Raw genomic sequence first — 15443 nt, 5'->3', positions numbered from 1 at the left:
TCGGGTGCCGAGAAATATTGCTGCACTTGGGCATGCGGCGCCTTCGGTAAAATTTGGCTGATGACCTCGCACGTAAAGGGACCGCAACGATGACCGAATCACTGGTGGTTGATCCCGCTCGTCTCAAAGCCGCGGGAGTAGCCGTTCGCGACCAGCAGTTGCCCGCGGCTCCGCCGCCGATGTCGTTCCCCGGGGCGGATTCCGTGTCCGCGGCGATCAACGAAACATTGCCGATAATCGAATCGCCCGTGGTCAAGGGGCTGCCGGAAGCCCAAGCCGCCCTTACCAATACGGGATCGAAGATGGTCACCGCCGCCGACATGTACGCCCAGACCGACCAGCGGCTCGGCGAGAACGTCAGCAAGGTCGAGTTCCTCGCCGCTTCCGAAGCCGGTGGAACCGACCACCCGGCAAGCGCGGAGTCCAACCTGCTCGGTACCCAGACAACCGACAAGAAGGGCGACGACGGCAAGAAGCCGGATAGCAAGACGCCGCAGCCGGCGGTACCGACGAATAGCCTCGGTCAACTGTCCGCGATGTCGCAGGCGGTGCAGCCGCTCAGCCAGGGCCTGCAGACCATCATGTCGACCGCGCAGCAGGCCGGCAGCGGCATGGGTAACGCGGGCGCGGCGCCGGCGAAGCTCGCCGACGACACCAAGACGGACGACCCCACCAAGCCGGACGACCCCACCAAGCCGGACGATGCACCGGCCGCCGAATCCCGATTGGTCGACGCCACGACGACGGACGGCGCAGCGTCCGGCACACCGGGCTCCGGTACCGCTCCCGTCGAGCCACCGGCCGGCACCCGCCCACAGACGACGCAGTCAGAGATAGGGCTGTAAACACCTGGCGCCCTTGGGCATTGGTAACGCTGGCTGCCCGGCCCTAACCGTAACCAGTGCACCTACGCCGGGGCTAAGACGGGCGCTTCAGCCAGGGCAGCGTTGAGCAGCTCCGCCAGGTATCTCCAGTACATCCAGTCGGCGACCGCGTTGCGCTGATCGGCCCGGTCGATTGTGCTGTGCGCGGCCTGGCGACCGCTCGCTTCGCTGGCCATCGGCTTCATCACCTCGAACCACAGCATGAACCGATCGTCCGACGGTCCAGCGGCCGCCGGCGCATCGGCGTCGGGAAGCGGCATCTGGGCGAGCAGCTGCGCCATTTGCGGCGACCCCATGCCCGGCGGTAACAGGACGGCCGCGCCTTCGGGATCCACCACTTCGGCGGGCTCGGGCTGCGGCTCCGGTGCCGGCTCGGCGCCCTCCGGTGGAGGGGCAGCAGATCGGCCAGGCGGGTGTTCGGCGTTGCTGCCAGTCGTTGGGCGGCCTCGGAATCCACGACCGCCAGCCGGGGCCGACCAATCATGTCTCCGGTCTCCGGGATGTCGTCCGGTTGCAAAACAATCGTCGCCACTCCGGCGTCGGAATTCGCCAACTGCGCCTCGGTGCCGATGACGGCGCGCAGCTCCATCTCGTGATGGGCCGCCCAGCTCTGCACCGCCATCACCGGGTAGGTGGCCCAGCGCGCACGCTCACCGGGGGGGATCGTCTCGTCGGCACTCGCCAAATAGACCTTCTCCGGCAACTCCACGCCGTCCGGAATGTAGGCCAACCCATAGCTGTTGGCCACCACAATCGCGCCTTCGGTGGTCACCCCGGTCACCCAGAAGAACCCGAGGTCGGTGCCGCCGGCACTGTCCGGTGCGTTGAGCGCTGCGCCAATGCGGCGCGCCAATTGCAGCGCATCGGGCCCGGCGCGGCGCGCCGCCTCGGCCTTCGCGGCATCGGCACGCGCGTCGCGTTCGAGCCGCGCGGCCGACACCGGGATCATCGCCGCCGTCGACACGACGGCTTCCGCCACTTCGGCGCCTGGGTGCATCGATGGTGCGCGAGGCTTGCTCTTGTTCGTCGCCCGGGAGGTGGACGCCGGTCGCTCACCGGAGGATTTGTCTCCGGACTTCTCCCCGACTGGTACACGGGATCTTCCGCCCGGCCCGCCGCTGCCGCCACTCGAGCCGCCGGATCCGCCGGCGCCCATCGGGCCCGCCGGCACGCCGGCTCCCCCGGCATGCCCGGCCGCCGATTCCTCTCCGGCTGCCACCGATGGCGGCATGACCCCGGGCCCTGTGGCGGCCGCGGGAGTCACGCCCTTGGGGCCGCCGGCGGGACCCGCGCCCGGCTGTGGCAGCCCGGCCGCCGGACTCAGCGGCACTGCCGGAGCGGCCGGGCCCAGGGGGCGCGGGCGATCCGCCACCCGGCACCGCGGGAGCGGGGGCCGGACGCAGCGGAGTCGGCTGCAGGCCGCCGCCATCGAGCGGAATCACCGGCGTGAGCCCGCCACCCGGGGTCGGAGGTGTGAGGCCGCCACCGCCCGGGGTGACGGGTGGCTTGAATCCTCCACCGCCCGGGCTGACGGGCACGGGCGTCGGCCTCGGGGATGGCGGCGCGACCGGACCGTCCGGGATCTTGACCGGGGGCGGTGCCTTCTGGTCGAGCAGCTCCTGCAGCGCGTTGGCCGGCGGTTTCCACGACTTACTCACCAAGATCTGCGCGGCCGTGCCGTCGACGATGCCGACGTTAGCCCCGTGTGTCGCGGTCACCACGGTGGTGATCTGTTGGGTGCGCTCGGCGTCGTCGAGGCTGGTGTCGTTCTCCAGCGACGCGATCGTCCGATGCGCCTCGACAACGTTGTCGATGACGTCCGACTTGGCCTGCACAATCGTCCGGGCGACGTATTTATGCCAGGTGATCACGGTGGCAAGACCGTTTTGCAGCGTCACCAATCCATCGATCAGCGTCCCGAGCGCGGCGTTAGCGGCACCCGCGGCGCTGCCCGACCAGATACCCGTGTCGAAGATTTCGGACCGCTGAGACTGGCACGCCTCCAAGACATCCGTGACTTGCCGCAGCACCTGCGTGTATTGCTGGGCCCGGTCGTAGCAGGCCTGCTCATCGGCTGCTCCTCTCGCAACGCGGGACATGCTGCATCGGTACGCCGATCGCGCGGACGACGGCGGCGAGCAGATTGCCGGAGATCATGGTTAATAAGCGTAATCGAGGTCGGGACAGGCTAACTGCGGCAAAATTCGCGGTCACCGGCGGCCAAGATGGGCGCATTGACCTCGGACGAACGGTCGCGCCGAGTCATTGCTTTTCGGCCGGGCCCTTGCGCGGACGATTACCGATGACGCCTTCGGTCCACGCCCGCTCCTCGGTGTAGAGCGCGTCCTCATCGGCCCCCGGGATGCGCTTGCCTTTACCGCCGCCCTTATCGCCGTGCCCGCCCATCGGCATCCCGCCCATCCCGCCGCCCGCTCCGCCGGCGCCGGGCACTCCCTTGCCCAAGCCCGCGGTGGCCGGTCCCGGGGCCGCCGCCGCGGCCGGGCGTGACGACGCTTCGCCGTCGCCAGTGGCGCCTTGCAGGGGCATCTTCGGCATTCCGCCCATCCCGCCGACCGACGCGGGCTTCATTCCTGCGGCGCCACCCTTCGCCAGGCCTTGTTTCTGCATCGCCTTGTCCATCAGCGCCTGGGCGTCCGGGGTCGGCGGTGTTTGAGGTGTGCCGCCCAACCCGGGCGGCAGCGTCGGCATGGTCGGCATCATCGGCATGTTGGCCGACGGATCGGTGGGCACGGACACGTCCGGAATATCCGGAACGTCCGGAACATCGGCGGGATCCGGGATGACGAACGCGCCGAACGGAGCGGTCGGGTTGGCCGGCGCCAGCGGAATTCCGGCGGTGGAAACGTACGTCGATAACGCGGTCTCCGACCGTTTCTGCAAGTTCTTGTACCAGTCCATGGCCATATACAGGTACGGGCTTTTGTTTTGGACGTACCACTTGTACCAATAGTCACATTGCGACACTTCATATGGCGCGGGGTGCTCGCCATCCTGGCCCCACTGCACAGAATTGCCGGGGTAACTGCCGGATGGCTTGATCTTGTTATGCGCGTCAGCGACCATTTGGGCCTGCTTGGCCAGCGTGGTGCACTGGGCCACCATGCCGAATATCCACTGCTTCTGTTGCACGAAATTCGACTCGACGGACGCTCTCGCGTCACCCTCCCAGTTGAGGAACGGACGGAACCGGTAGGCGAGCTGCTGAAACTTCAGCTGGTAGCTGTTCCAGTCGTTGGCGAATGCCCGGAAGGCCTTGCCCTGGTCGGGCGATTCGATGTCCGCCGCCGCCTGTCTGACCTCGTAGTAGGGGTATTGGAACGGTGGTGGCGGCGCCGGGATGTAGTCGGGGTCGCACATCAGCGACACCTTGTCGTTGCTGGACACCTTCGCCGACGAGCCACCCGACGTCCCGTCCACGTTGATCGCGTTCAGGTCCTCGGCCGCGCCCTCGTCGGCCTCCTCGTAGGCCTTGGCAGCGTTGCGCAGGGACTTGGCCAGCGAACTCCATTCCCGCTGGCACGCACGGATGTAGAGCCGCAACGAGTCGGCGTTGATCGCGATTTGCACGGCCGAGTCACGGACGAACGAGAGGTTGCACGGCGCCTGGGGGTTGCCCTGGGGCAGCGCGGGCAGCGGCGCCTCGATCTCGTCGGCTCTCGCCATCAGTTCTTGGTATTCGACATTGACCGCCTGCGTCATATCGGCTCATTCTCCTTGTGCCCAACCCACTGTGCTCGGAAATTCACGTCCCAAGCTTGTTGTGCCGCGTGGTTATTCGCCCGAGTCCCGCGCCCGGTCCGGGATGCGGCACAAGGCTTCGCCGGCCACCGAGGCAAGCGGCCCGCATCACCGTCTCGCCTAGCAAGGGGTGCAATCACCGGCCACCTCTTTCGTCTTGCGAGGACATGCGGGCGGTGCAGCGGGCTACGACCGCGACCGAATGCAATCGTAATCCACCAAACAGGGCCCGCGTGCACCGATTTCGGACCCGATCATTGCTGCTCTAACGGTTTCCCGCAGCGATTTCTCGAGACCGCAAGCGACGCTGGTCCGACTGGGCTCGCATTCAGGTCGCCGACATCAGCCGTTAAGTTGGGCCGCCCTCTCATTTACCCACAGTCCATTTGGCTAGGCGAATCACTGCGATCAGTCGTCACAGCGGAAAAACACGCCATCGGCCTGCAGCAGTTGGCCGGCGCGAATATCCATGAAACCGGGCACCAATCCGGTCAGCACGAAACCCAACGATTCCATCAGATCGAGCGCCTCTTGGATCAGCATTCCGCCGTCATACAGGCGTTCGAAAGACAGCTCCAATTCGATGCCGACGCAACGGTCGTTGACGGTCGCGATGCCGCCCTCGATCACCCGCTTCTCGAACCCCTGCACGTCTATTTTGAGAAACGGCACCTCGTGTGGCGCCAGGACCGCCGAGGCGACCGAGTCGAGCCGGCACACGGTGACGTCCTCAGCGCCGACGTAGTTTGCCCGGGGGAACACGTCGCGATGTCGTTGCAGCATCGGCAGGATGGAGCTGCTTTCCCCGGCGTTGCCTGCGACATTCATCGAGATCGTTCCGTCGAAATCGCCGAGCGCGCACTGCCGGCATTCCCAGGGCTGGAGCTTCGCGGCGCTGCGCAGCAAGCGGGCGAAGGGCGCGGAGAGCGGCTCGAATGAAACGACGCGCCCAGTGAAATCCGCCGCACGCAGCCGGCCCGCGTACTGCCCTGAGTTCGCGCCGATATCGAGGACGACGTCGACGCCACGGGATTTGAGTTCGCTCACGAATTTGCGCCGCCACTCCAATTCGGAAGGGAAGTTCTTCACCTCATTGGTGGCCCGGTTCGTGACCCAGTACAAACCCATTGCGTCACAGTAACATTGGGTCATCAAACCGTCGGCGAGTTCGCCACCGGCGGCCCTCGCGCCGGTGGCGGTCAATTCCGAATCGCGATACGCCTCCAGAAAGGGTTGGGATGGGTATATTTCGCATCGCCACGCCGTAATCAGAAGGGACCACCGCGATGGTAAGGCCGGCGGCAATCGCGCTAACCGTCACCAAATTGGGCGCCCGCATTGGTGCGCGCATCGATGGAGTGCGACTCGGCGGCGATCTGGATCCGGGGGTGGTGGATCAACTCCACGCGGCGCTGCTGCGGCACAAGGTGATCTTCTTCCGCGATCAGCACCATCTCGACGACGAGCGGCATTTCGCCTTCGCCAAACGGCTGGGCGCACCGATCCGGGTGTTCGGCGTCAACGCGATTCCCGGCGGCCCACCCGGGGTGTCCCTGGTCGACTCGCACCGGGGTAAGGCAACTCGCTGGCACACCGATCACACGTTCACCCTCACCATCCCGAGGGCCTCGATTCTGCGGGCGGTGACGCTGCCCAGCTACGGCGGATCAACGCTGTGGGCATCCACTGCGGCGGCCTACGCGTCGTTGCCCACGCCGCTGAAACACCTCACCGAAAACCTGTGGGCCCTGCACAGCGGCAACCGGTATGACCAGCTCGGCCATGCGGAGGGGGTGGGCACCGTCCTGACCCCGGGTGGCACCCCCACCCCGTATCACGCGTTGCACGACACCAACATGCTGAGCAACCAGCTGCAGGCCGCGCGCGAAGAGGAATCCACATTCCGGATCGAACATCCGGTGGTGCGGGTACACCCCGGGACCGGCGAGCGTGCCCTGCTGCTCGGGCAGTGGGCGCGCGGGTTCATCGGTCTGGAAAACTACGAGTCGCAGCTTCTGTTCGAGATGTTGCAACGGCGTATTACCTTGCCGGAGAACACCATCCGATGGGATTGGCAGCCGGGCGACGTGGCGATCTGGGACAACTACGCCACCCAGCACCGCGCGGTCGACGACTACGACGACGAACACCGCCTGATGCACCGCGTCGCCTTGATCGGCGAGGTTCCGGTCGATATTCACGGTCGGCGCAGCCGGCAGCTCAGCGGCCGGACACCCGAATCGATTGCCGACGAGCAAGCCCGCTGAGTTCACCTGCAATGGACCTCGCCGCCTGGACGCCGATCCGATTGGACCTCGCCAGTCCAGCCCCCGCGGTCTGGTGGGCCGATCTTTCGGCGGAGCGGTTCACCGACCCGTTCTTCGATCAGACCGTCGCGCGCTGGGAATCCGGCCAGGCTGCCCGGCCGCTGGTACGCACCGGGCTCGACGAGCTCGAGGCCCTCGACAGCACGCCATCACTCGAGCCCGCGGGCATGATCTTTCACGTTTCGCGGTGCGGATCGACCGTGGTGTCGCGGCTGCTGGGAACGCTGCCCGGCGTCGTCGTGGTGGCCGAGCCGGCGCCACTGAACTCGCTGCTCGGGCTCGATCCCGCGCAGGTCGATCCAACCTTTCTGGTCCACGCGGTGCGGCTGTTGGTGCGAGCGCTCGGCCGACGCCGCCACGGTGACGAGCGGCAGCTGGCGCTCAAATGCACCAGCTGGAACATCGTGCGTCGAGAGGTGCTGGCCGCGGCCTTCCCGGAAACTCCATGGATCTGGGTGCAGCGAGATCCGGTTCGCGTCCTGGCCTCGCTGCTGGCCGATCCCCCGGGCTGGCTGGGGACGCGGGCCGCGATCGGTAACGCCGCGCAGCTCCTCGGTATCGATCAGGCCTTGGTGCCCACGATGGGGCGGGCCGAATTCGCGTCCCGCGCACTCGGCGCAATGCTCGAGGCAGCAGCGAACGATCCGGCCGGACGACTTGTGCTCGACTACGCCGAGCTGCCCGATGCCGTATGGACCCACGCGGCAGCGCATTTCGGGCTGGACACCAGCCCGACGGCGATCGAGCGCATGGCCGAGGAATCCCGGTTCTACTCGAAGGACCCCACACCCCGGCCATTTGCCAAGGGGACTGACGGGCCGGTACCGGATGCGCTGCGGCAGGCCGCCGAACGATTCGCCGAGCCCGTATACCGCGAACTCGATCGCATGCTGCGGCGGTCGGCGACATGAAGCTCGACATCCACCTTCAGACGCACTCCGACATCAGCGTGCACGGCGCGCACCGCTACGTCGACGCGCCCAAAAGCGAGATCATGCTGCGCTGTACCCAATCGCTCGTGACGTCCATCAATCACGCGGACGGCGACATCATCTTGCGGGTGTTCGACGACCACTCGTCGCCCGAGGTGCTGTCGACGCTACATCGGATACTCGAAACATGCGGCGCCCCGGTCGAATTCATCGCACTCGGCGATCGCGGATACAACGCCTCATGTCTCGCCTCGTTCTCCAAGGCCCGTGACGCAGGCCGTGAGATCGTCTATCTCGTCGAAGACGACTACCTGCACGCGTTGTCTGCCATCCAGGAAATGCTCGACGTCCATCTGCTGCTCAGCGACAAGCTCGGCGGTCGGGAGGTCGCACTGCACCCGTACGACGATCCGAAGAATTACTGGAGCCCGATATTCAGCCGGGAGGACTGTCGCATCGTTTACGGCACCAAGAGGCACTGGCGCACCAACAGCCACACCACCAACACCTGCTGGGTAGAGATCGAGACATTGCGCCGAAATTGGGAGCTGTTCGAATTGCTTTCCCGCTATTCGAGCACGCCCTACGGCCAGCAGCACCACATCTTCGAGGCGTCGACGATCAACCGGATCTGGCGTGAGCAGGTCGCGCTGTACACGCCGATACCCTCACTGGCACTTCACCTTCAGTACGAGGAGCACAAGGACCCCTACCTCGACTGGGCCCAATGGTGGGCGGACGCAGCCTATTGATGCCTCAGTGGCCGCGGTCCTCGAACAGGTCGCAGTAACCACGCTGCGCTGCCGACTTGAATTGCCGGTACAGCTTGAACCGGACCGCTCCGGCCCGCATGCGCGCGAGAAGCTGCTCAAGCCCACTGAACAAGTCGGCGTACTGCTCGTCGAGCACCGCGAGCCGGGCGCCGGGCTCCTCGTCACGAGTGGGCACGATCCGAAGGCTAAGCACCGAGAGCCGGTCGACGATGGTGCCCGGGGTTTCGGTGTGCAACGGTGCATTTGGGTTCAGCTCGACGCGATCGAGCAACACGGCATCGATGTCTTCGATGGCCGCATTGCGCCGGGCGTTGACGTCGTCGATGCAATGTTTCCGACGGGCCACCTCCTGGTCGTCGGCGCCGGGCCGGCGCACGGCGTCTTCGTGATGCCACAGGGCCAAGTTCAGCGCGTGCAGGTGCAAAGCCTTGGCGCCGATGCCGTCCCGAACGGGCGCCCCGCTGGACTCGGCGGTGTGCCACAGCGCGGCGACGGCGGAGAATCGGCGCACGGCGGAGAGGAGGTCCGCCCCCGTCGAGTCGCGCGGTGTGCAGTCGCTTCGTTCAGACATGCTCTGCGACAACCTCTTCCATTGCATCGAGCACTTCGTCGACGGTTATGTCCGTCATGGCCTTCCGCTCGACGTGGCGGTGCGGCCCGAATCGGAACCCCCACAGCTCGGGGCGGGTCGGCCCGAACAGGCCGATACCGGGCACCCGCGCCAGATCGGCGGCGTGCAGCATGGCGGAGTCGACGCCGAGGAACAGGTCCGCGTTGGCGACCATGCCCATCGCGAGGTCGAGAGGCAGCCCGAGATAGGGAAAGACCCGATCGCGCTCACGCCCCACGTTGAGCTCCTCGTCGCCCATCCCGACCACCCAGGCCACGAAGTCGCGGTGGCGCGACAGAAAGCGGTCCAGCACGTCGATGAATCTGGTTGCGGGCCAGCGCTTCTCTGTCCATCCGGCATCGGCGTGCACCACCAGAACCTTGATGCCGGCGGGTACGGCGGCGCGGATGGACCGGGCTTCGTCTCGCACGGATGCCGTGAGAGGCACCGGCTGCGAGTAACTTTCGAGCCGCAGTGTCGGGTCGAAGAGCCGGGCCAATTTGAATGTCAGATCGGCCGAGTGCGGCAGGTCGCGCGGGATGATGATGTCGTAGCCGTCGTCGGTCGGGAATCCGATACTCGTGGTAGGAGACAGGCGCCGCCACAGCGGCCGGATGAAGATGTTCGACGGGATGTCCCACGGGATGGCGTTGATAAAGACGTCGACGGCACCGATGTCGGACACCAGATCGTCGTAGTCCAGGGTCCGGCTTGCCTCCCGCCCGATCGGCGGCCCGCCCGGGGCGACGCCGGTGATGTCGATCAGACGCGGGCTGATCGCATGGAAGCACAGGTCGAAAGCATTCTTGGGGCAGATTAAGGTGATTGGGACGGTGAACATTTCGGCCAGCGCGCGCATTGTGGGCAGCGTCAGGATCGAGTCCCCGATCAGGGTGGAGAAATACACCGCCGGGTTGCGCGCCCGCAGCAGGCCGGCGAGCACGTCACGATCGACGGTTGACGTGCGGCCGCCCTGCAGCACCGTAATTTCGCTCAACCCGACCAACCTCCAGCGAGAGCTTAAACGGCCGGGCCGTCGCCGCGCACCCCCGCGTCGGCAAGCGCTTCCAGCGCATCGAGCACCGCTTCCACGCTGATATCGGCCATTGCACTCATATCGACGTGCCGGTGTGGCGCGAACCTGAATCCCCATTCCGCCGCGCTGGTGGGGCCGAAAAGTCCGACGCCAGGCACCCGCGCCAAATCCGCGGCGTGCAACATGCTGGAATCGATTCCCACGAACAGGTCCGCGGTGGCGACCAATCCCGTCGTGAGATCGAGTGGCAGCCCGAGCTGTGCGAAGACCCGGTCGCCATGTCGCGCGACGTTGAGTTCCTCGTATCCCATCCCGACCACCCAGGCCACGAAGTCGTGGTGGCGCGCCAAGAAGCGGTCCAGCAGATCGATGAATCTGGTTACCGGCCAACGTTTTTCTATCCAATTACTGTCGGCATGCACGACGAGTACTTTGGCGCCGACGGGGACGGCGGCCCGAATCGATCGGGCCTGCTCGTGCACGTCGGCGGGTATGGGTACCGGCCGGGCGTAGCGTTCGATGCGCAGCGACGGATCGAAAAACTGGGCCAACTTGAAGGTGAGGTCCGCGTGGTGACAGTCCCCCTTGGGGATCACGATGTCGTGGCCGGTGGTGAAGCCGATGCTCGTCGCGGACCTCAGCCGTTGCAAAAGCGGCTGAATGACAACGCTGGACAGCGAACTCCACGGCAGTGTGTCGATGAAGACGTCGACGGGCCCGATCTCCGAGGCCAGAGCGTCGTAATCGGGGGGCGCTCCGGGCCTCCCGGCAATGGCGGTGGGCCCGTCAGGGGCAGCCCAGTGACGTCGACCAGCCGCGAACTCACCTCCCGGAAGCACAGGTCGAATGCGGCCTTGGGGCAGATCAATGTGATTGGGCTGCTGAATATTTCGCCTAGAGCACGCAGGGTGGGCAGCGACAGCACGGCATCACCGACATTGGTGACGAAGCAAAACGCGGGTCTTTCCGCCTGCAGTAGATGGCTTAGCGTCATTGCGAGAACCTGCTCAGTTGTAACCGAAGCGCTGCGCCAGCGCATCGACCTGGGACCAAGCCGGATCGTCGGCGTCGATGCGGACCCGCGCCGAGGACGCGTGATGCAGCGGCGCGAGGTTGCCGGCCTTCCACGGCAGCGTGATGCCGCCACGGTAGAACTGGTTGTCGCCGACCGTCTCCGGGGCGCGATGGGCCAACGCGGCGGCGGCATCGGCAAAGCTCAGGCCCCAACGCCGCAGGGCGGCGTCGAGCGTCTGCCTCGGCTGGGCAGCGAAGGCTTCGAAGCGCAGCACAACCAGCTCGGCGTCGTCGGTCTTGATCGAGTCCAGGCAGCTCTCGACAAGTGCGAGCGCTTCGGCCACGGTGTTCTTGATCCAGAAATCCAAATCGGTACGCAGGGGCGAATCCCGGTGCAGCAGGCAAGAGTTCACCACCTCGCGAGGGTCGCGCAGCACGAACAGCACCGCCGCCTCGGGAAAGCATCGCCGGAGCATCTCGAGCCGCATTGCATACCTTGGATTTTTCTCGCCCCAGATCGTGCAGGGGCTGGCGATTTCGGTCATGACCGCCCGTAGAGCCCGGGCTGGGTCCGCCGTTTCCCGTGCGGACCGACGGTAGTCGTGGTACACCCCGCGTTCGAGTAGGAAGGCCGCCAAAGTCCCGACGACCGACTCGCCGGACCGAGCGATGTCGATCAGATCGATCTCGTCGAAGATCTCGATGTCGTGATGGTGGTTGAGGACCTGGGTGACGATCGTCAACCCGGACCTCGGCGGCCCCACGACGAACAGCTGCACCGGTCGACCGTATCCCCTGAACGGTGGCCTGGCCCGCAGCAGAATGCCCTTCGACCTAGGCCTCCCCGGCGATCTTCTGCAGCGAATCGACGATCTGGGTCAGCTTTTCGAAGGTCTCCACCTGGCTGGCTTCGATGCTCGCCGACGCCTCGGCGGTCGCCCTGATCAGCGCCTCGTTGATGCGCTCCTGCACCGTTTCCGCGCCCAGCCGCAGCAGGCCATCCTCGATGTGCAGCTGCGTCACGCACATGTCACCGTTGATGACCACCTCGACCGTCTCCGAGTCGTCCGTGGCGGTGAACGAGCCGGTACCCCTCTGCTTCAAGGCGCCCTCGAGGACGTCGCTGAACTTTTTGAACTCGTCCATGACCGCAGTGGCCTGCGGGTGCTCTCGTGGTTGCACGTCGATTCATCCTTCGCGTCGGGGATAGCGGCCTACCTGGGCGAGTGCCTCGGCCACGCAGACTCTTAGTGTAAGGCGGCGCATCGTACCCCGGAGACAGTTAAATCCTTGTTCATCTGGCATCCAAGCTCCCCCGGCTCAGACGTCAGGAGCCGTCTCGTCGACCCGGAAGTGTAGTCAGATACCGACTTTCGTCGCGCTGTGAAACCGGATGGATCGGCAATTGGCGGTGCCGCGGCGTGCTGATCACATTGTTACGCAGGATCACCCGGTCCACGCCGCTATGCCGGCCCAGATAAGTCGTTGCCTGCGGCCACGCCACCTTCGACTCCGGCCCGACCTCCGCGCCGATCAGGTCGGCGAATTCCTGGAAATGCGCTGCGAGCGTGACGATTCCACCCGCGGCCGCCGCACGGACGGCGAACTGCATGAAGGCGCGGGCATCACCCAGGCTGATGCTCGCGTCGACATCGTCGAACGGCATATAGACCGGATACTTGCTCGCCGTTTCGCCCACCAGCACACCCGCCGACCCGATCGGCAACTGCCAGTGCCGACCGGAGACGACGGTCTGGCCTTGCAGCGCGGCACGCTGGCCGCCGGAGACCCGCGAAAACCCGCGCGGCCTTTTCGGGCTGTTCGCTGTGGTCAAAAGCACCGTGGACCGCGGTGACTCCCCAGGAACGATGCGGGTCCGGGTGATGGTGTGATCGGCCGGCGCCGACCACCACACATCGGGGCCGCCGGGCGCTACGTAGGCGGCCGTGAAGTTGTCCTGCCCCTTGATCTTTGACCACTTCTCCCGCACGAAGCTGATCTCGGTGGCATGGTCGAAATCGTCAAAGCTGCGTGCTAATTCGGTATCCAGGCCATGGCTCGCCAGCCGGTCGGCGATCCGGGTGGTCGACGCCACCAGGTAGCGCGCGATCCCCGCTGCTCCCTCATCGCGCCGCCGGGCGGACGCCTGAGCGCGCAGTGGATCGGCGCGCATCACGATCCAGGTCCGGCGGTAGGCCGGCGCCGGATCACTGCCGATCACTTCCTGATACGGGCTGCGCGCCTCGGGGGATGCCGTCTTGCCGACCCGGAACCCGGCCGACACGACGTCTGCCTCCAAGTCGGGACCGTGCACCGCGAGTAGTTGCTCGAGCAGCCGAGTGTCCACCACGTCGTCGGTGTTGGCCTTTCCATCGACGACGACCGTCGGCGTGAACGGCCGCGGAATGAGGTCGATGACCGCGACCAGATGCTCGCCTTGCCAGCGCACGGCCACGTGGTCTCCGGGCAAGACGGTCGCACCGACCTCGGGCTCCGAGGGAAGTTCGGGCGACCTGCGGTGCCGCAGCAACCACGCGAGCATGGCCACCACCCAACCGGTGAGGCGCCGGCCGTGGAACGTGACCGTCGCGACCACGACACCGACCGCCACCAGTGTCGGGCCGGCCCACTGGTAGTGGGTGCCCATGAACAGCAGAATGCACAGCGGCGCCAGTGCGGCCACCCATATCGCGTGACCGCTGCTGAACCGGAGTCGTAGTGATCGCATGAGGTTCGTCAGCGCCGTTTCAAGGCTCGCCCGACCAGTGCGGCCAATCCCAGCGCGACGATCAGACTCATGACCCCCATCGTCACAGCATCGATCGGCCCGTGATCGGGGCTCGGCACCGGCACCGGGGCTTGGAGCGCTTTGACCGGATCCAGCGGTGTCGGTGGGCCATTGGGGACGTCCCAGGTGAGCGCCGCAACGCCGTCGACAATGCCCGCGCCGACTGCGTCGTCGACGCCCCCTCCGGGGTGACGCGCGGTCGCGATGATCCGGTGCATGATCTGGGCCGGCGTCAGGTCGGGGAATTTCTGTCGCACCAGCGCCGCCAGGCCGGATACGTAGGCCGCGGCGAACGAGGTTCCGGCGATCGGCACCGGACCCTCCTTGCCTGACAACGCATCCACCGGGTCGCCGCCGGGGCCGAGGGCAATCACATTGTCGGCGGCCGCGGCCACGCTCACCCATGGTCCGTGCATCGAGAACTCACTCGGTGCCCCGTTTTGCCCGACTCCGCCGACGGTCAGCACGAGCGGTGCGTACCACGCCGGAGTGACGATCGTCTGAACCCCTTGCCAGCCACGGGGATCGGAGGGAATGGATGCGTCGGGCGGTGGATTCTGTTGGCAATCCCCACCGATGTTGCCGGCCGCGACGACGACCACAGCACCCTTGACGTTGACCGCGTAGTTGAGCGCGCCACCCAAGGTCGTCTCGTCGACCTGCTTTTTGGCCTTGAAGCAGGCCGCCTCGCTGATGTTGATCACGCCGGCGCCCAGGTTCGCGGCGTGCACCACCGCACGGGCCAGGCTGCGGACCGAGCCCGCTGCCGGCGTGGCGTTCGGGTCGCCCGAGTCGGGTTGGGAATCGTTCGGCTCGAAGGCCTCCGAGGTCTGCCGCACCGATACCAACCGCGCGTCGGGCGCGACACCGACGAATCCGTCGGTCAGCGCGGGCCGCCCGGCGATGATGGATGCGGTGAGCGTGCCGTGCGAATCACAGTCGGAGAGCCCGTTGCCGTCCTTGACGACGAAGTCGCCCCCCGGCTCCGCGGGGACCCGTGGTGAGGCGTCCAGCCCGGTATCGATCACGGCCACGGTGATGCCCGCGCCGGTCGCGAATTTCTGAGCCTGGGTGATACCGAGGTAGGTGTTCGGCCACGGGGGATCGTGGAAATTGGTGCCCGGCAGCGACAACGGCGCCTTGCAGACACGCTTCTGCTCGAGCGGCTGATCGGGACCCGTCACATCGGGCGGAACCGCCGTCGAGTCGATCAGCGGTGGCGCTACCGCCACGGCGGGAGGCGCACTGACCACGGCTAGCGTGAATGCCGCCGTGATCAGGAAGATGCGGTGCACCGCCGGACGCTCCATTCATCAGCCC

Annotated in this window: 15 protein-coding genes and 1 pseudogene; 4 read left to right on the top strand and 12 right to left on the bottom strand. The window is 66.3% G+C overall.

What is annotated here, in order from left to right; genetic code table 11:
- Positions 1-89: 89 nt before the first annotated feature.
- On the top strand, positions 90-845 hold the full coding sequence (locus tag G6N54_RS19205; RefSeq protein WP_163791457.1) for a hypothetical protein: 756 nt from the start codon (positions 90-92) through the stop codon (positions 843-845).
- 62 nt (positions 846-907) lie between these two features.
- On the opposite strand, the pseudogene G6N54_RS19200 reads toward G6N54_RS19205, so the two are convergent.
- From G6N54_RS19200 to G6N54_RS19180, 5 genes and pseudogenes are all read right to left on the bottom strand, one after another.
- Positions 908-1105: pseudogene (locus G6N54_RS19200) on the bottom strand (hypothetical protein); the annotation flags it as partial.
- Positions 1069-1863 (bottom strand): hypothetical protein, encoded by a 795-nt coding sequence (locus tag G6N54_RS29580; RefSeq protein WP_170313064.1) that lies wholly within the window; start codon positions 1861-1863, stop codon positions 1069-1071. The pseudogene G6N54_RS19200 and the gene G6N54_RS29580, both read right to left, overlap by 37 nt.
- Positions 1864-1936: 73 nt before the next feature.
- On the bottom strand, positions 1937-2983 hold the full coding sequence (locus G6N54_RS19190; RefSeq protein ID WP_163791455.1) for a hypothetical protein: 1047 nt from the start codon (positions 2981-2983) through the stop codon (positions 1937-1939).
- Positions 2984-3146: 163 nt separating this feature from the next.
- Positions 3147-4604, bottom strand: a complete 1458-nt coding sequence (espB, locus tag G6N54_RS31160) for an EspB family ESX-1 secretion system-associated protein (protein ID WP_163791454.1) — start codon at positions 4602-4604, stop codon at positions 3147-3149.
- Positions 4605-5051: 447 nt separating this feature from the next.
- Entirely contained in the window at positions 5052-5771 is a 720-nt protein-coding gene (locus G6N54_RS19180) for an FkbM family methyltransferase (protein WP_163794839.1), read from the bottom strand.
- Between the two features lie 158 nt (positions 5772-5929).
- Here G6N54_RS19180 and G6N54_RS19175 point away from each other — a divergent pair, with 158 nt between their 5' ends.
- Genes G6N54_RS19175 through G6N54_RS19165 form a run of 3 tightly spaced genes read left to right on the top strand, consistent with a single transcriptional unit; the run spans position 5930 to position 8654 of the window.
- Positions 5930-6910 (top strand): TauD/TfdA dioxygenase family protein, encoded by a 981-nt coding sequence (locus G6N54_RS19175; RefSeq protein WP_163791453.1) that lies wholly within the window; start codon positions 5930-5932, stop codon positions 6908-6910.
- Between the two features lie 11 nt (positions 6911-6921).
- Complete coding sequence (locus G6N54_RS19170) at positions 6922-7881, top strand: sulfotransferase family protein (protein ID WP_163791452.1); 960 nt, start codon at positions 6922-6924, stop codon at positions 7879-7881.
- Positions 7878-8654: a hypothetical protein gene (locus G6N54_RS19165; RefSeq protein ID WP_163791451.1), complete on the top strand. Its 777-nt coding sequence runs from the start codon at positions 7878-7880 to the stop codon at positions 8652-8654. The genes G6N54_RS19170 and G6N54_RS19165 overlap by 4 nt, the downstream gene beginning before the upstream one ends.
- Before the next feature lie 4 nt (positions 8655-8658).
- Here G6N54_RS19165 and G6N54_RS19160 read toward each other — a convergent pair whose 3' ends face one another.
- The 7 genes from G6N54_RS19160 to mycP all read right to left on the bottom strand — a co-directional run bounded on the left by G6N54_RS19160 (position 8659) and on the right by mycP (position 15418).
- Positions 8659-9246, bottom strand: coding sequence for a DUF4254 domain-containing protein (locus G6N54_RS19160; protein WP_163791450.1), 588 nt, complete (start codon positions 9244-9246; stop codon positions 8659-8661).
- Positions 9239-10282: a glycosyltransferase family 9 protein gene (locus G6N54_RS19155; RefSeq protein WP_163791449.1), complete on the bottom strand. Its 1044-nt coding sequence runs from the start codon at positions 10280-10282 to the stop codon at positions 9239-9241. Before G6N54_RS19155 ends, G6N54_RS19160 begins: the two co-directional genes overlap by 8 nt.
- Before the next feature lie 23 nt (positions 10283-10305).
- Positions 10306-11160, bottom strand: coding sequence for a glycosyltransferase family 9 protein (locus G6N54_RS19150; RefSeq protein WP_163791448.1), 855 nt, complete (start codon positions 11158-11160; stop codon positions 10306-10308).
- A gap of 168 nt (positions 11161-11328) precedes the next feature.
- Positions 11329-12114, bottom strand: coding sequence for a sulfotransferase family protein (locus G6N54_RS19145; protein ID WP_163791447.1), 786 nt, complete (start codon positions 12112-12114; stop codon positions 11329-11331).
- Positions 12115-12169: 55 nt separating this feature from the next.
- Entirely contained in the window at positions 12170-12517 is a 348-nt protein-coding gene (locus G6N54_RS19140) for a YbaB/EbfC family nucleoid-associated protein (protein WP_232072891.1), read from the bottom strand.
- Between the two features lie 145 nt (positions 12518-12662).
- On the bottom strand, positions 12663-14063 hold the full coding sequence (gene eccE, locus G6N54_RS19135) for a type VII secretion protein EccE (protein ID WP_163791446.1): 1401 nt from the start codon (positions 14061-14063) through the stop codon (positions 12663-12665).
- An 8-nt stretch (positions 14064-14071) separates the two neighbouring features.
- Complete coding sequence (gene mycP, locus G6N54_RS19130; protein ID WP_163794837.1) at positions 14072-15418, bottom strand: type VII secretion-associated serine protease mycosin; 1347 nt, start codon at positions 15416-15418, stop codon at positions 14072-14074.
- Between the last annotated feature and the right edge of the window lie 25 nt (positions 15419-15443).

Source organism: Mycobacterium stomatepiae (assembly GCF_010731715.1).
GTDB classification, from domain to species: Bacteria; Actinomycetota; Actinomycetes; order Mycobacteriales; family Mycobacteriaceae; genus Mycobacterium; species Mycobacterium stomatepiae.
This window is presented reverse-complemented; position numbering and strand designations above follow the sequence as displayed.